The following is a 19099-nucleotide window of genomic DNA, read 5'->3' as shown; positions in this document are numbered from 1 at the left end:
GCGCTTGGGAAGTCGCTCGACGCCCGTTCTTTTTGGGACCTTCGTCAGGCCCTGCAGTCGGGGGAGCGTGGGTTCAACCGGGCAATAATGGTGAGGGTACTCGATCATCAGACTGCCATCCTGCCGGGTTCACCGGCAACACGATACGGACAACAGTCCCAATGCCGGGCGTCGAAGTAATTTTGACGCTGCCGCGCATCGCACTCACCATTTCGATGCAACCTGTCAAACCAAGCCCCACGTGCGAACCACCTCGCGTCGAAAAGAACGGCGTTGCGGCTTTGTCCAGAATATCCGAGGTCATACCACGACCGTTATCCGAAATTTCAATGAGAAGCCTGCGCGCGAACAAGAAGCGTCGATTGAGAAGGCGCGCTCCGATCGTGACCTGTCTGTTTTGTTTTCCTCGAACAGCCGTCATAGCGTTATTTACAAGCTCTTCGACAATCAAGCGAACTTGGGTCCCGGGAACTTGCAAATATTTCGCGTTGTCGTGGATTTCTAATCGAATGTGGGTGTCCAGTGCACCGCGAGGCTCTTGAAGAAGTTTGCCGAGCGGCTCGGTGCGAAGGTCTCGCTCGGAATTGGCGATCCGCATGAGCCCGTTAGTGATACCTTCGAGTTCCTTCACCGCATCTTGTGCAGCCTTAAGCATTCCGGGCGACGGTGAAGGCTGTTTTCCAAAATAGTCATGAAACAGCCGAAGCGCAACAATTCGTGATCGGGTCATATGGGCATGCAGCAACGAAAAAGATCGAATGTATTCGTCGCGGCGTCTGGAAAATTCGACACGTTGCGCAATTATTATAAAGCCGACAGCAACCAAAACGAGCGCTAGTGCGAAAACGAAGCGATTACGCGTAGCAGCGATCGCGATCTTTCCTTTCTCTTTGACATCGAGGCGGTGAGCGACTGCTAAATGAGCGATTTCAGACAGAATTTGCTCAATTTCGTCGGTGTGCCGGACCGCCGCATCGTAGTTTCTGCCGATCAGCGCGAGTGCCATAACCTGCGCCTTTATGACTTTCCGGGCCCTGAGCAGAAGATTGATCTCCTTTTGGCTTAACTGTTCGAGCGTCAATATTTTGTCGATGTTGTCGATGATCGATGTGACTTGGCGGCCGAACGCCGGATCGAGTTCTCTGGTCTCGCTGGCCAGACGAAGCCAGCCGGCAATCCGCACGATGCCCATCCGGGCTTCTTCCGATATGTACAGAATTTCAAAGGTCTGACCGAGCAATCGTTCAGTCTCTTGTCGGTAGTGTTCGGATAGAACAAACGACCAGCACCCTAGTGAGAGTGCCATCGCCAGCGCTAAATAGAGGCCGGTGGTGGAGTTGAAGGACCGCTTTAGCATCATGGCACCGGCTGCACGGTCGCGAACCGGGCCAAAATTGAGCAGCGTGCAAGCGCATATGAGGACAGCAGCGATTCCAAAAGAATTACGGAAAAATTCAATCGGGTCCCTTTATGCTCATTGGTCGAACCCTGATGAGCTCTGCAAATCGTACTGATGATCATCATCAGGCCTGTCGGTCGGTGCCAATTCGGAAGCATGGATGTCGGCTCATTCGTGCGCGTCTAAGGGCCGGAACCATCGATTCTGTTACACTGTGTTGCCCGGCCCGCCGGCGAGCATGTCTTCGACAAGGGATCGCGAGACGATTTGTCATTGTTGGTTCAGCGCATTTGCATCCAGCCCCCGGAGCGAATCAGACTTCTGAAAAACACGCTGGTCCTTGTCGGAGCTCGACGCGAGCTTCCGATCCCGGTTCATGCCGTCTGCGCGAGGATGACCTCTGTTTCAGACTGGGTAAGCTGCAACCCCATCATTCTGCTGCAGTCCCTCATGCTTGTGTGCGCCTGATCCTGCAGTCAGCGCTGCGACGATCTCACCGCGCAGCCATTTATGCTCCAGGTCGCGATGCCAACGCCCGTGCCAGATCAGCACGACCTCGTAAGGTTTCATTTTCATCGGTAGGTCGACCGCCGTGAGCGGTAGCATGGCGCAAAATCGCATCGCCGCCCGGCGCGGGACAACCAGGGCTAAATCGGAAGTCGCAGCCACCATCGCGGCTGTTAGCACATTTGAAAACCTCATCCTGCGATCCGGGAGTCCCAACTCTGGCAGCTCGTCGTAAATTTGCCCGACTTGGCTACCGGGGTCTGAGCTGACGGCGGCGTGACGCAGGGCCAAAAAGCTCTCCATTGTCCACTCGCGCGCTAGTGCCGGGTGGTCGTGGCGCAGCAAGCAAGCGAAGTGGTCAGTATAGAGGCTGCGCCGCAAATAGCCGGGCGGAGCGGAGACGATCTGCCCAACGGCCAGATCGATATCGCCTTCCTCAAGTGCTCGCAGGGTACCTTTAAACAGCGAATGGGAGACGATCTCAAGGTCAGGCGCGCGCTGCATGAGCGGTGGCAGCAAAACCAGCGTTTGGTGATCGGGCATAGCCACCGTTGCTTTGGACCGCCGCTCCCTCGTGGTGGAGTTCACCATATTCCGAATCGTGTTCAACGCTGACGGGAGCATTTGGGCCAAGCGTTCGCCTTGCGACGTAAGGACGAAGCCCCTTGAGGCTCGAACCAAGAGATCATCATTGAATATCCCACGCAGCGTTGACAACGCCCGGCTCATTGCTGGTTGACTCTTGCCGATACAGTGACCCGCATGCGTGATGTTGCGGCATTCTAGGAGGGCTTCCAACGCTACCAGCAGGTTCAGATCGATCGACGCCAGATTCATCTCTGGTCGCGGTTCAACATAGTGGTCGCAGGTTATCAGAGCTGCTGGCCGCCCCCCATTTTGTGAGGCATTTCGACTGCAAGAGAGCTCGTTCATGGTCTCTATTCCTCGATCACGTTCGCGTAAGTTTTCCACAGCTCGCGTTGTGGGTTTGCCGGCTACCATGGACGCCGTGCGTTTCCTGGGAAAGGGGGGCCGCCGTCCCTATTTGAGGTTGCCTTTCTCGACCATATTTTCCATATGCGGTTATGCGGGTTAGGGCCTCAGTCATAATTGGACCGCATGCAACAGATTTTAGTGATTGAAGATCAGGACCTTATGCGCCTGGCGCTGATCCAGGAACTTAAGAACTGCCTCGCCGAAAGCGTTCTTCTTGGCGCCCCCACATTAGACATAGCTAAGACTCTAATGAGGTCCCAGGACTTTAACCTCGTTCTCATTGACCCTGGCTTGCCGGGCGTAAATCCAATCTCTCAGTTCGACAGGCTTTCAGTTATCGAGCAGGTCGTTGATGCATCCCCTTCAGCGACACACCTGGTTATCACTGGATCAGACTCGGTCGCCGAAGCTAATCACTGTCGTCGGTTTGGTGTAGCTGGATATGTGGGCAAGACCGGCCTGATGCGCGGACTTTTGGCTGAGGTGCTGCAGGATATTTCACAAAGTGGATTTTCCGTTCGGATTTCGCCAACAGATCAGTTCGCAGCCGACTTTCACTATTCGGGGCTTACGGGCCGGGAGCAGGAAATCCTAGATTGCATGCGCCGCCGTGAGCGCGGAATGAAGCGAAAGGAAGTTTACGAACAGATCGGTGAACGGATCGGAGTCGATCCCGCCACTGTTGAAAAATACTACAAGCAGGCTCGCGCCAAGCTACTTAGGCGCGGCCGATTGCCCGACGGGATTTAAGACATGGACAGCGGCGAAGCTGCGGGAAGGCCGGGAGAAAGCCGTCGGCCCGAACGACGTCTGGGCGATGGACTTCGTCCAGGTCAGCTCGCGACGGGCAAGAAGATCCGTGTGCTGACGGTCGTCGACACGTTCTCCCGCTATGCTGTGCTCGACCCGCGTTTCAGGTATGGGGCGGAGGATGTAGTCAGGGCACTGGAACAGGTCTGTCCGAAGATCGGCTATCCGAAGACGATCCCGCGTCGACCAAGGCTCCGAATTCGTCTCCCGCGACCTCGACCTATGGGCCTACTCGAAAGGCGTGACGCTCGACTTCAGCAGGCCGGGAAAGCCCACCGACAACGCCTACATCCAGGCCTTCAACGGCCGCTTCAGGGCGGAGTGCCTGAACGCCCACTGGTTCCTGACTCTTTGCCGACGCCGCCGAAAAGTTGGAGGATTGGCGCAGATACTAGAATCCTGTTTTCATAACACCCATCTGTCTATGCCGTTGAACGGGATAGGTTTTGCTGATCGGGGCGCGATCCCGCAGGGTATTTCGAGTTCCGTCGCGCGCATGAACAATCTGCTGGGCTCGCGGATTTCCAAGTTCTGATCGGCTGAAGATCCACGGCCCATCCGGTAGAGGATGAATGCCTTCGATCTCGCCTGCGTCGGAGGCGAGTCTGGACTAAGGGTCTTCGGTGCAACGCCGAGGAGGCGCGCGGCCTTGTTCAGGTTGAGCCACGGCTCGTTCTCATCCGGTGCCGGCCGGAAGACCGGGATCTTGTGATGCGATCTGTGTGCGGTGACCCGCTCCCGTGCCCAGCGATTGCCATGCCCGGTTATCAGGCCGTTGCGGTTGAGAATGCCGGCGATCATCGCTGGCGATCAGCACCAGTTGCCGGATGGCTGCGATGATATCGCCAGAGGTACTGTTGCGCTGTCCGCGCCGGCGCTTCGGCAGGCGCAGCTCGGTATGGGCGCCGCCAATCCAATGGATCAGCAGCTCGATCTCGGAGGCTTTATCGTCGATATCGGCGACCACCTCCTGAATGACGGTGCGCACGATGCGCTTCTTGAGCTTGGCGTCCGTCGTTGGCGCCGACCAGACAGCCTGAAGGTCTGTGGCCAGCGCCGTGATGCTCGTTGCCAACACAGATAATGGCCTCGGCGTCGCGGAATCATGCGCGGCGATCTTCCTCTCGATCTCACCGACACGGATGAGTGCCTGGTTCCAGCGCGCTTCCAATTCCGCTGCGACCAGCCGATTCTCGGGATCGGCCGCGTCATATAGCCGGAAGGCCCGGTCGGCAGCGTAGCGGGCAGCCTCAAGCCAGCCCCCCATCGTGAGAAAGCCGGGAAACTCTACCTTCCGGCGGTCCAGAGAATGGTATCGGAGCAAAAACGGCCGAGGCTCTAATCGCCACTGGATGAAACTTCATTGGCAGGTCAAGGCGAGCGGACGCCGGAGCGGCTCGGCTATCGCTCGGGTTACTATGGCCGCACCCTTGTCAGGTATGTCGGCAAACTTGAGCTGCGGGTTCCGCAGGACCGCTCGGGGCGCTTCTCCACTGAGCTGCTCGAGCGCTACCAGCGGTCGGAACGGGCTTTGGTGGCGACGCTGGCCGAGATGTATTGCAGGGTGTGTCGACCCGCAAGGTGAAGGCGATCACCGAGGAACTGTGCGGTCATGCCTTTTCGGCCTCATCGATCTCGGCCATCAACAAGCGGCTGGACAAGAGCCTGTTGCATTCGGCACCAAGCATGCCACGGAGACATCATCAAGTCGTGGTAATCATCACACGAAGGATACCCAAGTCCACAACAACGAGAGTGCAATCGAGATGGTCTATTATCTCGAAGCCGACCATGACTCCGGTAATCAAATGGAAATCAAAGAACACTTGCCTCTCCTTGTGGACTCGGGGGGTATGTACAAAATAATGGATTGAGCGCGCAGCGAGGTCACTGCTTCTGGTGCTCTGGCCGCGGGCCGAGTGAACGGGACTCTTCGGCGGTGTGCTCCTTGCTCTCGTCGCACTTTCAAATCTGTTCAAGCTTCGAATGGGTGGCTGCAACCCGCGACCCAATAGGCTTCCTAGTTCATTCCGAATGATTGTAGGGTCAGGTTCGACCGGCGTTTCCATTGCGGACTCAGGGTAGCAAACGAAGGAAGTACTATGTTTCGCTAGTCGCTCCCCGATCATGCTCGGTTCTTATTCAGTCACTCTGTCTCGACTGGCGACGTTTCCCAAGAACCGGTTAGCAGCCGCGATTGCCATGCCCAACGCGGAGTAGCCCGGACGGAAGCAGTTTCTCCTCGAACCATCAGAGATGCCTAATGCGTGCAAGCAACACTCACAGAGAGGTCACTAGGCACGGCCGTTGCTTCGGCCCCCAGAAACCTGCCGGTAGCCTACCACCCGGCGCACCATAGCTTCCTCCCTCTATTCGACCTGGGCCTAGTCGTTCTTGCTAATGTTCTAGTCACCTCGAATCCTCCAATCCTTGACTTCGGCACTAGTAGAGAGGGAGCTTATTCGCGCAGATGCCATCGTTAGCAAGAGTCGACGTCCAAAGCGGAGACGGAAATATAGCTGGCGGGGGCACCACTGGATTGCCGCGACGGCAAGACCGCTGGTTTCTAACCGGACGCCTTCCAGCCCACGCCGCTTCGATATCGGTCTGCATTATCGTCTGCAGTCTGTACAAACCCGCCAGATGATGGGATGCCGCGATGACGACAAGGTCGACCTCGACATTCGGGCTGTGAATCGTTCCAGTCTCCGAAGGCGCAGACGGGCGCATTACCAAGCAAGCCTGGAGGGCGGCGATTGTCCAAGGACCGCCCCAGCCAGCTCGATCAGCGGCGTCGTCGAGTTCGCGCAGGGCCAGCTGCCCCGCCTCGCAGTCTCTCCTGGAGGCCCGCCCGATCAGCGACGACGTCGAGATAGCCGAGGGACAGCGGCTCGTCCCCTAAAGGCTGTTCTCTTGCCAATTCTCCAACCAGCGCCCGCGTGCCGTCCACCACAAAGACGCCGCAATCATAACCGTTATCCTGCTCGGTCATTCCGACCGAGACTAGGCGAGCGTTCAGTTTTCGTGCGAGCCTTAGTGCTTTCTCGAAGTTGTGCCCCTTGCTGGAGTCGTAATGGTAGGCGACCGGCTTTTTCCGGTTGCGGCGATCAAGGAGCAGCAGCGACCAATGGCTGCCGCCGTGACCCGTAGCACTGGCATCGTTCACCGGCAGGAACAGGAAGTCGGCTGTATCGTTACCGCGCCGCCCGCCCCGGACGACCGCGTCGAGGCCTGCGTCGCTGTTTGTGCCCTCGCGCAGAGTGTGGGCGACGAGGGGATCCACGAACCGCGTTCGGGCGGCGAGATCTGGATTGCTTTCCTGCAACTCCTGCTGCAAGAGCTGGTAATCCCTGTGGATATGCTCGTCGCCCAGCCATTGCGTGTCGCCGAGCGTCAGCGAGGCACCCGATCCGGACGCCTGCGCATCCGCCTGCCCACCTCCAGAGTCATGGATGAGATAAACACTCCAGTCCGACTGCAGCTCGGCCGTGTAAAGCTCACCGTTGATCAAGAACCGTGTCGTTGGAACGTACTGCGTCGGCGCGAGCCTGGCGTTCTCCAGGAGATCGATTAGCAAATCCGTGGCGGGTCTGGACCCGTGGCGCCAGTCCTGGCCCACGACGTAGCCGATGTCGGGCAAACCCGGCTCTCGCATGGGCCGGGCAGACGACGACGCACCGTCCCACGCCGGCGCCGAGCGAGCATCATCACGCAGCTCGTGCGGTGTGGACGGCAAACCAATCAGCGACTCAAGACCGCCATAGATGTCTGACGAGCGAGCCCGTGCCGATGATGGGGGCGCGGATTCTTGCATTTGCTCCCTCAACCAATCCCAAGCTCCCTCGCTCGGGCTGGCTGGCGTTGCGGGAAGCCCCTGCCAAGAGCTGACCTGCGGGCCGCGGTGCGGTTCTTGCATTTCCTCCCGCAACCAATCCCAAGCACCCTCGCTCGGGGTGGCTGGCATTGCGGGAAGTCCCTGATCCCAAGCCGGCTGCTCAGGGGAGTCCACACTCCCCGCCGCGATCGCCTCAACGACTTCCAGGTGTTCCCGAAGCAATTGGAGCTTTATGTACTTACGTCCTGAAGTTTTGCTACATTCTTTACGATCTTTATTCAAACCGTCCCAATCGTTCTTAAGTCGGCTTGCTATGCTCACCTTTCCCGTGCTTTTGAGCCATTCGCTAAACTTGCGAAGGGCGAAAGTCCTATCGTGACAGTTTTTCCTCTGCTGACTCGACCCGGGCGGAAGATTGGCCAAGGCTTGGCTTGCCCAGCTTCCGATGAGGCGGGCGTCGTCGGGATAACAATCGATGCTACGGTGATAGGGTCCTAAGTGACGTTCAGGCGCGAGCCCGGCGCGGACCTGCTGGAGTGCTGCCAATGCAGCATCGATTGTTCGGTCAACCTCATTCGCAAACGCTGCCGCACGGGCAGTTAACCCACGAGGATCGTGAGGGTCGTCAGGGGCGTCGAGCAGGCTGGCTAGCGTCGGGCTCTCGTCCTGATCTTGAAGCCATGCGCTGAACTTGCGCAGAAGCATTGCGTACAGTTCAATGCTGCGGAAGGAAGGGCCGCCGGGGTGCCTTTGCGTGAGCTCGCGCCCCATGGACGTGAAGTCGGCAATGAGGTTCTCGTCCGCTGCGCGCGGGTGGCTGCGCTTGGCATAATCGATGCGATATGTCGTCTTGGCAGTAACGTCCGGCTGATGTGTCCAGTCCTTCGACGACGTCTTGCCGCTGGTCGGAACGATGGCCTTCTTCACTGTCTTCAGAAACGATTTCCATCCCGATCTTTTTTTCGGCTGGGGTGCGTTTACCGGCTCCTCCAGGGAGGAGGAATAGGCTTCCGACGAGACGGCCGAATGCCTGGACCGCGAGCGGCTCGAGGCTGCGTGCGACGTGTCTACGCTGTGGCGAGCGTTGCTGAACTGGTTGTCCTGCAGGTCGGACTGCCGCGGCATCCGCATCGAACCGCCGAAGTCGGTGCGCTGGATCCTTCCAGGCGTCTGCGCGGGGCGAGTATCGGGCGAACTCGCCTCACCGGAGCTTCCATCAGAAGACTCACCGGAGCTTTCATCAGCAGAATTGAGTTGCAAGTTGCTCAGCTGCTGCTCAACGGCAGGCATATCGTCCGACTGTTGCCTAGCCCGGTGCTGCTCTTGCATCGCACGGTAATGGCGCATGTAATCGTCTGTTGTCCCTCCTATCCCTGTCAAATTCGCGACCCAAGAGTATACGTCGGCGTTGGGATCATTTTGTTCGGGAGCATTGTAGGGCCATCCCCAGCCTGAATTGTCCATTGCGGTCTCCAATGAAAGAACTCAAGGGCCAGACCGCATGTTTTGCGCGGCTTTTCCTTGGGTTCGGTTGCATTTTGATCGGCATCTCCGCCGATCGGCCCAAACCTCTTCCTTTCGTAGGACCGGCTTTTCTGCCCTACGGTGCAGAACCAGTCTCCAATCCGTGACCCTGATGCCGCTCTTCTTCCGGCTTCGGTCACATAGTGGCGTTCGGCTCCCGCGTTCTCCTCTATGGGCGCAACCCGTACTTGCCGGGCTCGCTAGACCTCAGTCAGTCAACCGAGATCATCGACCATGTACCCTCCTCGCTGTCCTCGGCGCGCCGCTCGTAGCGGCGCTAGTCGCGCAGGATCCGGAAGACGATCGTCAAAGCTTGCGCGCAATCGCAACGCGCGCCTTGTTGATTCCTCTGAACTTCAGTTGCTCATACTGAGCCCGAAGTTGCGGGTCAGCGGCCACGGCCGGTGCAACTGCCTTGACAATGGCCCAGCGCAGCCACTTGTTGATGATCCTGCCGTCGTACGTCTTGCCGCCGGAGGAATAGGTCGAAGGGACAAGACCGGCATAGGCGGCCAGTTTCTTCGGACTGCAGATGCGGGAGACATCATCGACCCCGGCGTCGATCAGCCGCGCGAAGAACTCACCGAGGCCTAGGATGGTCTTCAGCAGCTTCACATTGCCGTTGGTCTTTGTCATGAGCCGGATCGTGTCTTCCGTCTGCCTGATCCGGCCGTCAATGTCGCCGATGAACTCTAGCCCACGGTCGATCTGGATGCGGTCGATGGCCGCGAGTTGCCGGCGTCCGGCCTGGCTGGCGTCGAAGATCGCCTTCACCTTCAACGGATGCTCAGCACGAGGTCGTCGCGGATGCCGTCCAGCCAGTCGTACATCACCATCCAGTTGCGCGTGGCTTGCACAACCGCGTGCCAGTTCACTTTGAATCGTTCCAGGAACGACCACCCCAGAGACTGGCGATCGTTCTTCAGCCGACCCGACCGCAGCGTTTTTCCGGCAGTGTCCTGAACCACCAGGGGGCTGTAGGTTTTGCGGTAATCGAAACCAATGTGATAATCATAAGACGCAGCCACGCTCCCTTCCTTGAGTTCTTCCAAACCCAGGAAAGGTAAGCCAAACGGCGCAAAGCGTGACTGTCCCAAGATCATCTGCATCTCAGCGATCAGTCTCCCAATGGGCGCTGCCTCTTTCATGCCACCTCCGGTAACACATCAAGCAAATATGCTAGCGCCATTGGTCGCGCCGCCGTCATGCTCAATTCATATCCAGTCATGCCGTCGGGACATGGTGGGTGGGGCTCCCAGGCACTGGTGTAACGTCGGCGCTCCCGCTATGTCTTGGCCGCCAGATCGATCCTCGGCATTTCGGCTGACTGCTGCATAGAGGCGGCGGTTGCGATCGGCCGAGTCGGTGACGAGGGTGAAGCTCTACCGAGGCGCCCCCGGACCCCGCGAGCCTTGGCAGCAAGTCTTGCACTGTCGGCTGAGCGTACGCATCCGATGAAGCCCTCGCCCGGAGGCTGAGCGTCGGCGCACCGATATGTTGCCGAAAGCCCGTCGCCGCCGTCCGCCCGGTTCTCGACGAGTTCACACCCGCCGGATGCGAGAACTATTAAAGGCCGCAGGATGTGACCCAGATTAACCCGGACGCGCTCTAGCGTCTTTCGATTTCAGACCCATGGCACTGAATATGTTATTCGGCCATCATCATGTAATGGCGCCAATAGCCAGGCAAACCGATCCTGCATTGTGGGGAATGTCGCCAATGTTGCCTCAGCCCGACATTCGGATGACGGATCTCTCTGCACCCGAACGTTATCAGATGGAGTTGGCACCTAGGAGCAGCTGAACCCGTTCGGGATCAAGGTCACCGGTGATACCGTCCGGGATCGATCCTCCTTGAAAAACCGAACAAGTAAGCTTATGTTCCCGATCGGGAGCAAAATATGGCCAAAAAAACGGTATCTACAGGCGCTGGCAGCGCGACAGACATCGCAAAGCTGCTTGCGCAGGCAGGTCCTGCCCAGGATCTGACGAAGCTTCTCACGGATATCAATGCGTCTGGCGAGGCCTTCAGAAACGCCGGTCGGACCCTGTCGCGCCAAAATGACTTGCTCAAAAACTCTTTAAACGCGGGAGAGATCGCTAAAGCGCTTTCCCAGATTCCTTCTACCCAAGACCTGACGAAACATATTGCAGACATCAATGCTTCCAGCGAAGCGCTCAAAGCCGTCAGTCAAGACTTATCGCGTCATGGTGAGTCCATCAGGAGCCCAGTGAACGCGACCGGGGCCGCCGAAGCACTTTCACGTAAGGGGGACCTGACCAAACAGCTGACCGACGCAATACCGCGGGTCAATCTGAAGCTTCCTGGTATTTCGGAACTCATCACGGCCGCCTTGCCCAGAACGCTCCCCGACGCTTATCTGCTTCGCAGCAGCGAGACCAACGATGAGGACGAGGGCGCCGGCGCGGCCTCACCGAGCACTAGCCGAACGGAGGCGCTAGGGCTGGAGATCGTCTCTGCCGCAGATATTGGGCGGCTAGTCCGGCGCGCTCGCGAGGCCCGGCATCTCTCGCAGCAGAGTTTTGCTGACCTTGCTGGAGTGGGGCGCAGGTTCTTGTCCGAATTGGAAAACGGCAAACCCACACTTGAACTGGGTAAGGTCCTGAAGGTCGCGCATGCAGCCGGCATATCGCTGCTTGCTCGGGAGCGCTGATACATGGAGGTGCTCGCCCTTGATGTGAGGCTCGACGGTTTCGCCGATCCGATCGGTGCCCTCGTGCGTGACGAAAACGGCTCGGTCGCCTTCGTCTACAAGGCAGACTACCTTGGAAGATCAGATGCGGCCGCCTTGTCGCTCTCCCTTCCGCTCGCCGAAGAACCTTACAATGACGTCATAACCCGCGCATTCTTCGACAACCTTCTGCAGGAGCGCGACGGCGTGCTGACCGACGTGATGGCGCGAGAAGGCCTCGCTCGCGATGACATAGCTGGCGTGCTATATCACCTTGGAAAGGACTGTGCCGGAGCACTTTCCGTTCTTCCGTCAGGATCGCCGCCGACAAAGGTCCCGGGCGACTACAAAAGCGACTATGTCCCGATCCCGCAGGATCGCATGATCGCGATCGTCGAAGCGCTCCATCAGCGCAGACGCCTGCCGGACGGAACCGAAGATCCCTCCCCTTTGGCAGGCATGCAAAGCAAGATAGCGCTCACTGTTCTTCCCAACGGTCGGTTTGCCGAGCCGAAGCGGGGATCTGGGGCCCCGACGACACATATCCTGAAGGTGCCCGACCGCGATCATCAGCAGGATGCCCGGTATGAAGCCGAGGCGATGAGGCTTTCCGGGGCGCTAGGGTTCGACACGGCCGAAGTCTCAGTAGTGCCGTTTGGCGGGATTGAGACCCTACTGGTGACCCGCTTCGACCGAGGCAGAGATCGAGAGAACAGGATCGTGCGTCTTCACCAAGAGGATTTCGCGCAGGCCCTCGGTTTGCCCGCTTCGCTGAAGTACGAAAGGCGTGGCAAGGTAGGCCGGCGCTTCGACGCTTCGGGCATTCGCAGGATACTCGAGGCGACGGTCGATCCAGCCCAGGCGAAGGAGACCTTCATCAGGGCCACGATATTCGATCTCCTGGTCGGCAATAACGATGGACATGCAAAAAACTTCGCCCTGCTCTATGAACCTGGAGGCAGAATCCATTTTGCGCCGCGTTACGATATCTTGCCCACCAGGCTGGATGAGACTCTGACGGACGAGCTCGCTTACAGGATCGCTGAGGCGGAAACGCTCGATGAAATTACCCCGGAAGAGCTCGATGCGTTTCTCCTGATGCTCGGAATAGAAAGTGCAGCGGCACGCAAACGCATGCATCAGCGATATCCGGCGGAGATTGCATTAGGACTCGCGGCCTGTCTCGATGATCTTGAAAAGCGTCAGGTGAAGCACTTCGCGGACTTGATCGCGACCAACATGCGCACGCTACTCGGTGCGCTGCAGTTGGAAATACCCCATGCGGCGAGCGACCGAGACGAGTTCATTGGCCGAGCCGGCGGATGGCTGATGAGTTGAAGCCGAATCCACCGATAGAGACCTGGGGGAGGCGGCACTATGCCGGGTTTTAATACGCCACCCAAAGGCTTTTGAGTTCGTGTCCGATCGCCCATTGAGCCGATGTATCGGCGTCGCACTTTGATTCGTACGGGTCGCGCATCATCTGGAATTCGTAGTCGACCACGGCGCCGAATAAGAAGCACTCGTCCTTGTACTCACCGCGCTCGGCACTCGCCACTTTTACGGTCGTTTTGACGACGATTCCGTCCAGGCTACGCCCCTTCCAATTGACGCTGCCATAGTCCTGAACCTCCGAGGTCACATCCGTCGCTTTCCAGTCGTCTCGGGCGAGACCAGCGTTCCATTGGATGAACTCGGGAAATAGACTTTCAACGTTGATGCCTTGCCCGGTGTTCGCGCCGCCCGCCGTTCCGAGAACGGTCCTCTTCAGCCCATCCGAGAAGATATTCAGAAGGGCGGTCGCGGCTGGCCCGTGCCCCGGCCTAGAGTTGTCGGGCTGGCAAGACCCCCTTGCTCACACTCGCCGTCTTCCGGTAAAGCTCCGCGCTGCAATGGAAGCACCTGAAGGGCCAATCATATTCAGCAGGGGCTTCCTTGCAGTTCGCATAAATAAGGAATGAATTATGAGGCGACAGCCGCGACCGTTCATTGTGGAAGTCAGACAGAAGCGCAGCCATCAAAAAAGCGATCATTCCATTTGGGGGGTGTCGATCTCTCAGCAGCTTTCGCCGAGACAACAAGGAAATTCGAGGAGATCAATGCGCCGAATCGGGAGCTTATTGACTCCAATTTCGTGGCCCTTAATGCTGAACAAGTTCACAAAGAAAAGGCGGAGCGTCGCATGGCAGATCCTGAGCAAACTGAAGCAGTAGAGGCCACCACGAAAGGCGCTGTGACGCCGGCCGACAAGAAGAAAACGCGGCGCCCGCGGAAAGCAAAGACAGAAGTTAGGGCAACTGCCCGTAAGAATGGCGCCGCACCGTCGATTGAAGTTAAAGCGTCAGAACCAGTTCGGCCCGGCCGGAAGGTGTACTCCGATGAGCAGCGTGCGCAAAAGCTCAGCCAGATCGAAAAGTCGGTCAGTGGCGGCGCCACTCTCAAAAGCGCCGTAAAGCAGGCCGGCACATCGGAGCAGACCTATTATCAATGGAAGAAGAAGGCTGCCGTACCTGCGCAAGCGGGCGACGATCTCAAGGATCTTCTCGCGCTCGAGGACGAAAACAAGCGGCTGAGGAATCTGCTTGCGGAACGCCTGCGCAAGGAGAACGCGGAGCTAAAGAGAAGGCTGGGGCTGCAGTAAGGCAGTCCAGCCTTATGCGGGAACAACCCGCGATCTCTTGGCCTTCGCAACCGATGGCCCAGTTGCCGCGGTCGCCGTACGAGTTCCTCGTTTCTGCCGTTTGGGTTGCTACGATGGATGGCACCTCAGTTCGAGTTCGGGTTTTCGGGTGGCGAGCGGAAGCTCGACGCGCGAAGTTCGTACGGCTGCCAGTGGACTCTGCTGCCGTCCGCCTACACAGCACCATTGGGAAGGGAAACCGTGGCTTTCATGAATGTCACGGCATTGCCGACCAGAAAGACCCGATCTTCGGTCAATTCGCAATCAAGCCAGCCGCCGCGCGCCGAGGCCTGATAGGCCATCAGCCTTTCGCGACCCAGCCGCTCGACCCAGTAAGGAACCAGGGTGGCATGAATTGAACCAGTGACTGGATCCTCGGGAATGCCCGCACGGGGGGCAAAGTAACGGGACACGAAATGCGCTCGCCCGTTGTCGGCTTCCTGCCCCGTCACGACAAGGCCCACAGACCCGAGGCGGGCAATCGAGGCAAGGTCAGGGGCAAAGCTACGCACAGCATCCGCGCTGCCGAGATCGGCGAAGATGTTCTCGAAGTTTCGGAAGATGCCGACGGGTGGATTGTCGAAAACACGTGCGATTTCTGCGGGAAGCGTCTCCAATGGCTCCGGGGGCAGACGGGGAATGTCCAGTCGGTAGCCATGCGGGCCTTGTGTAACTCGCAGCTCGCCGACGCGCGTGTGAAAGACAAGCGGAGCTTCGGCGTTGGTCTCGGTCAGTAACACATGCGCGGTCGCCAGGGTGGCATGGCCACAGAAATTGACCTCATGCGCCGGAGCAAACCACCGCAAATCCCACGCGCCATCCGACCGCGCTTTGACGAAAGCGGTTTCGGCAAGATTGTTCTCTTGGGTGATCGCAAGCATCAGGTCATCCGGCAGCCACTCGTCGAGCACCAGAACAGCAGCGGGGTTCCCCGCAAAAAGCCGGTCGGTAAAGGCGTCTACCTGATACATGTGCATGGAGACACTCTCGTTTAAAACGGCCGACCTTTTAATTTCGCGGACGCTCATCTGCCAGGCGGTCAATGGCAGCTGTGGGTCCATCGCGTCGTGCCATCGTATCGGTTGTCAATGGCCGCAAAGGGTCCGAAAGCTGATTTAGGCTTCCGGCAGGTCGCGGTCGCGGTAGCCCTTCGCCTCTTGCTGCGCTCGATGCGGATCAACGCGCTGTCCGCCTCTTCCGCCTCCTTGGATCTTACAGGTCTGGGTCCCACCGCGACGGGCACTTCGCTACCGACCGTCACCGCTCGGCAAGGGCTCGTGCCAAGAGCTCGCCGGCGTGACCGGCGGCCTCAAGCCCCCGGCGTGTGCCGTCCAAGTCGGCGGCGTTCTCTTCCTCATTCAGTTTCCATGCTCCCTCGAGGCGCTCGACGCGAAATTCCAGACCGACAATGCCCCGCATCATGCTCTCGATATATTTTTGCGGCGCATCCGACACGCTCCAGAGCGCTGTGCGTGTGGCCTCGTGCCGGTCGGTCAGGTCTTCAACCTGGCGGCGCAACCAAGTCCTATCCTCAATCGCCGTCAAGCTTCCGTGCGCATGTATGGCGATATAGAGCCATGTGGGAACGACCTTTCCCGTCTCGCGCTTGGTCGGATACCACTGCGGCGACATGTAGGTGTGAGGGCCCTGAAAAATCGCGAGACTGGCGCTCCCCTCTTGTACCCGCCAATGCGCGTTGGCACGCGCGACGTGGGTCGCGAGGATCAGGTGTCCATCCGGAGCCTGCCGCGCGATGGTCGGCACATGCGTGGCCTCGATGCCTGCAGGCGTCGGCGTCACGATCGTGGCGAAGCCGATCTCGCGGATCGCGGCCAGAAGCACATCGGGGCGGTCTTCTACAGATCGACGGGGTCGGTACATGTTAGTTCTTCTCGACTGCGCGGGTTAAGTAGGGGTGGATGTATTCAACCCAGCGATTTCGATCTGGGCATTTGGGCACAGTGCCCCAATCACTCCGGTCAGTTGCGCCCCAGCGGCCCTCAGCCGCTCCGAAGGCATGGGCTCGAGCGCCTCGAGCACAAGCCAAAGGGAACGCGAATCGGCCGTCACCATAGTCCGCCGCCCCTGCCGCCAGTTCCAGCGGCGGCAGGTGACTCCGGCGTCATCGCACCAGATGACTTCGCCCGGCTCAGGATGCTCGGTGACCGGTTCGCCCTGCTGGACGGTGTTGAACGGCTCCGCTCCCGTAGCGATCAGAAGTCTCGGAAGACCCTGATAGTGATCGAGGTCCTCACCCCCAACCGGAACGCCGTAAAGCACGCTGACGGCGTTGTAGGCGTCCACCAGCGGCGAAATCCGTGGCAATGAGCCGTCCTTGCGAATCCGCTTGAGAAGCGCCGCAGCCGAGCAGGGTGTTCGATTAGCGTTGGCACCGAAGGACCTGTAGGCTTCGGCCCAGGCTGCAAGATGCGCATCCCGTTGAGCATCGTCGCCAAACGCGGCCTGCTCCGCGGCCGCGATCGCGTCAGCGAGCGCCGGGGCCTGCGGCACGTCGACTTCCGCGCTTCGCACGACCATGCTCAGCAAATGAAAGTTCGGGTGTCGGGCGTAAATCTCGGGGGCGATCATGGGCTTCAAAGACACGGGCTGCTCCGTTCTGCGGGAAGGCTCTGCGTTACGGTTCATTCAATCCACCATCGCGGGTAAGGCGGACGCCCCGGACTTGTGGGAGTCCGATCGTGCTTGCTGCACAAAGCCGCCGGAGTCATCCGACCACCGACAAAGCCTGATCGAGATCGTCGATGATGTCCTGGGGATGCTCGAGCCCGATGGAGAGTCGCAAGAGTCCCGACGGAGCCATTGACTTCGGCCCTTCGACGGAGGCCCGGTGTTCTATCAGCGAGTGCGTACCCCCGAGGCTCGTGGCCCGCACCACGAGTTTGAGCCGGCCAGCAACCGCAATGGCGGCCTCGGCACCGCCGCCGACGATGAAGGAAAGCATGGCGCCATAGCCCGACATCTGCCGCCCGGCCAACGCATGCCCCGGGTCGCCCGGTAGGCCGGGAAAGAGGACGGCTTCGACAGCGGAATGCTTTCGCAACGCTTCGGCGACCTTTTGAGCGCCCTCGCAATGGGCTCGCATACGAACCGGCAAGGTCTGCAGCCCGCGCAGCGCCAGCCAGCAGTCGAAGGGGGCCGCAACGCTTCCCTTGTGACGTTGAATCATGCGCAAGGGGCGTTCCAGCGGCGAAGCCTCCGGCAGGACGACGACCCCTGCCATCAGGTCGGAATGGCCGCCGATGTATTTCGTTGCCGAATGCACGACAGCATCGGCCCCGAGCTCGAACGGGCGCTGCAGGACGGGCGTCGCCCAGGTATTGTCCACCACCGCGAGCGCACCGGCCTCGTGCGCGAGGTCACAAGTCGCCCGAATGTCCACGATACGGATAAGCGGGTTGGAGGGGGTCTCGATCCAGACGAGGCCGGTGGGCGCGGCACCGACAGCCGCGCGCAAGGCGTCCATGTCGCGCATGTCAACGGCGACGAAGTCGAATCTGTGCCCGATGTCGGTTTCATCGATCAGCGACCGGATGCCGAAATACATGTCGTCCGGTACGACGATGCGATTGCCCTTGCTAGCATGCCCCTCGAACACCGCGGTGATCGCGGCCATGCCGGACGAAAAGGCGACAGCGGCCTGGCCGCCTTCGAGCGCAGCCATCGCCGTCTCGAACGCGTGCCGCGTCGGGTTGTCATCCCGGATATATTCATAGCCGGACGGGAAGGAGCCGTCCGCGCTTCGCTCGAAGGTCGTGCTGGGGTGGAACGGAAGGGTGATGGCCCCGGTGGACGGATCGACCTTCCGGCCCGCGTGAATCGCCTTGGTCTCGAGGTACATGGTGCGCTTCCTCAGCTTGATTTCAAAAGGAATATGGCTGGAAGGACCAGGAACATCGATCCTGGCGTTTCGAGACGGCCCGGTTGAACTGTCCGCGCCGGTCATTATAGTGACCGTATGGGATCCGTCAGTGGAAGTCAATATAATGACCGACGATGAAATGGCAGAGGCAACGGAGAGACAACTTGGGACCGCACTATCACTGAGGGTGCAGCATCTGCGCCGAGCCCAGAACTTGAGCCTGGATGGACTTGCTGCGCTCTCCGGCCTGTCGAAGGGCACCGTCGTGGCCATCGAACAGGGAAGGGCCAATCCGAGCATCGGGGTGCTGTGCCGTCTGGCGATCGCCTTCTCTCTGTCAGTTACCGATCTGTTGGGCGCCTCCTCCGAGGAGCTCTCAGGTGGTCCGATAGAGCGCACCAATCCTGCAACACTTTGGAAAACACCGCATGGAAGCGAGGCGAAATTGGAAGCCTCGACGTCAGGCCGGACGATGTTCGAGATCTGGTCCTGGACGATTGTGCCCGGCGACATTCATCGGTCGGACCCTCACAGCCGGCGCACCCGTGAGCTTCTTTCGGTCGCGCGAGGAAGTCTCAAGATCACCGTCGGCTCTGAGACTATGACATTGCAGGCTGGCGAAGCCGCGCGGCTCGTCACCGATCAGCCGCACTCCTATGCTGCAGCGGACGATCAGCCCGTTTCGTTTTCAATGGCTGTGCTCGAACGCGGAGAGGAGACAGACATGATCCATCCGTCGTGATCGGCTTCGAATCGATCTGGCTCTTGCGCAACCG

The 19099-nt window shown here is 59.2% G+C and carries 14 protein-coding genes and 3 pseudogenes; 7 read left to right on the top strand and 10 right to left on the bottom strand.

Annotated elements, in window-relative coordinates:
• Window positions 1-73: 73 nt before the first annotated feature.
• Both AU465_RS11095 and AU465_RS11090 read right to left on the bottom strand, forming a co-directional pair.
• Entirely contained in the window at window positions 74-1240 is a 1167-nt protein-coding gene (locus AU465_RS11095; protein WP_192246819.1) for a sensor histidine kinase, read from the bottom strand.
• Between the two features lie 564 nt (window positions 1241-1804).
• Window positions 1805-2743 carry a LysR family transcriptional regulator gene (locus AU465_RS11090; protein ID WP_281396732.1) on the bottom strand — a complete coding sequence of 313 codons (939 nt, stop codon included), beginning with the start codon at window positions 2741-2743 and terminating at the stop codon, window positions 1805-1807.
• Between the two features lie 282 nt (window positions 2744-3025).
• On the opposite strand from AU465_RS11090, the gene AU465_RS11085 reads away from it, so the two are divergent.
• Both AU465_RS11085 and AU465_RS11080 read left to right on the top strand, forming a co-directional pair.
• Entirely contained in the window at window positions 3026-3652 is a 627-nt protein-coding gene (locus AU465_RS11085; protein WP_192246815.1) for a helix-turn-helix domain-containing protein, read from the top strand.
• A 13-nt stretch (window positions 3653-3665) separates the two neighbouring features.
• A pseudogene (locus AU465_RS11080) lies at window positions 3666-4104 on the top strand (DDE-type integrase/transposase/recombinase); the annotation flags it as partial.
• 284 nt (window positions 4105-4388) lie between these two features.
• Here AU465_RS11080 and AU465_RS11075 read toward each other — a convergent pair.
• Window positions 4389-4979: a hypothetical protein gene (locus AU465_RS11075; RefSeq protein WP_246505987.1), complete on the bottom strand. Its 591-nt coding sequence runs from the start codon at window positions 4977-4979 to the stop codon at window positions 4389-4391.
• A gap of 99 nt (window positions 4980-5078) precedes the next feature.
• Between AU465_RS11075 and AU465_RS11070 the strand changes: the two are divergent.
• A pseudogene (locus AU465_RS11070) lies at window positions 5079-5380 on the top strand (transposase); the annotation flags it as partial.
• 1117 nt (window positions 5381-6497) lie between these two features.
• Here the strand turns inward: AU465_RS11070 and AU465_RS11065 are convergent.
• Window positions 6498-9011 carry a Ulp1 family isopeptidase gene (locus AU465_RS11065; protein ID WP_192246813.1) on the bottom strand — a complete coding sequence of 838 codons (2514 nt, stop codon included), beginning with the start codon at window positions 9009-9011 and terminating at the stop codon, window positions 6498-6500.
• Window positions 9012-9351: 340 nt separating this feature from the next.
• Window positions 9352-10099, bottom strand: a pseudogene (locus AU465_RS11060) (transposase); the annotation flags it as partial.
• An 872-nt stretch (window positions 10100-10971) separates the two neighbouring features.
• On the opposite strand from AU465_RS11060, the gene AU465_RS11055 reads away from it, so the two are divergent.
• Both AU465_RS11055 and AU465_RS11050 read left to right on the top strand, forming a co-directional pair.
• Window positions 10972-11745 (top strand): helix-turn-helix transcriptional regulator, encoded by a 774-nt coding sequence (locus AU465_RS11055; RefSeq protein WP_192246811.1) that lies wholly within the window; start codon window positions 10972-10974, stop codon window positions 11743-11745.
• A 3-nt stretch (window positions 11746-11748) separates the two neighbouring features.
• Window positions 11749-13101: a HipA domain-containing protein gene (locus AU465_RS11050; protein WP_192246809.1), complete on the top strand. Its 1353-nt coding sequence runs from the start codon at window positions 11749-11751 to the stop codon at window positions 13099-13101.
• Between the two features lie 49 nt (window positions 13102-13150).
• On the opposite strand, the gene AU465_RS11045 is transcribed toward AU465_RS11050, so the two are convergent.
• Window positions 13151-13405, bottom strand: coding sequence for a hypothetical protein (locus AU465_RS11045; RefSeq protein WP_192246807.1), 255 nt, complete (start codon window positions 13403-13405; stop codon window positions 13151-13153).
• Between the two features lie 315 nt (window positions 13406-13720).
• Here AU465_RS11045 and AU465_RS11040 point away from each other — a divergent pair, with 315 nt between their 5' ends.
• Entirely contained in the window at window positions 13721-14404 is a 684-nt protein-coding gene (locus AU465_RS11040; protein WP_246505985.1) for a transposase, read from the top strand.
• A gap of 212 nt (window positions 14405-14616) precedes the next feature.
• Here AU465_RS11040 and AU465_RS11035 read toward each other — a convergent pair whose 3' ends face one another.
• The 4 genes from AU465_RS11035 to AU465_RS11020 form a co-directional block, all read right to left on the bottom strand.
• Window positions 14617-15504, bottom strand: a complete 888-nt coding sequence (locus AU465_RS11035; RefSeq protein WP_312891237.1) for a PhzF family protein — start codon at window positions 15502-15504, stop codon at window positions 14617-14619.
• Window positions 15505-15700: 196 nt separating this feature from the next.
• Window positions 15701-16324: an FMN-binding negative transcriptional regulator gene (locus AU465_RS11030; RefSeq protein WP_192246805.1), complete on the bottom strand. Its 624-nt coding sequence runs from the start codon at window positions 16322-16324 to the stop codon at window positions 15701-15703.
• A gap of 24 nt (window positions 16325-16348) precedes the next feature.
• Window positions 16349-17047 carry a B3/B4 domain-containing protein gene (locus AU465_RS11025; RefSeq protein ID WP_312891236.1) on the bottom strand — a complete coding sequence of 233 codons (699 nt, stop codon included), beginning with the start codon at window positions 17045-17047 and terminating at the stop codon, window positions 16349-16351.
• Between the two features lie 121 nt (window positions 17048-17168).
• Entirely contained in the window at window positions 17169-18302 is a 1134-nt protein-coding gene (locus tag AU465_RS11020; protein ID WP_192246801.1) for a trans-sulfuration enzyme family protein, read from the bottom strand.
• 145 nt (window positions 18303-18447) lie between these two features.
• Between AU465_RS11020 and AU465_RS11015 the strand changes: the two genes are divergently transcribed.
• Entirely contained in the window at window positions 18448-19065 is a 618-nt protein-coding gene (locus tag AU465_RS11015; RefSeq protein WP_192246799.1) for a helix-turn-helix domain-containing protein, read from the top strand.
• The last annotated feature ends 34 nt before the right edge of the window (window positions 19066-19099 follow it).

Source organism: Mesorhizobium silamurunense, from assembly GCF_014843905.1.
Taxonomy (GTDB): Bacteria; Pseudomonadota; Alphaproteobacteria; order Rhizobiales; family Rhizobiaceae; genus Mesorhizobium; species Mesorhizobium silamurunense.
The sequence above is the reverse complement of the archived record's forward strand: the minus strand, read 5'-3'. Positions and strand labels throughout refer to the sequence as shown.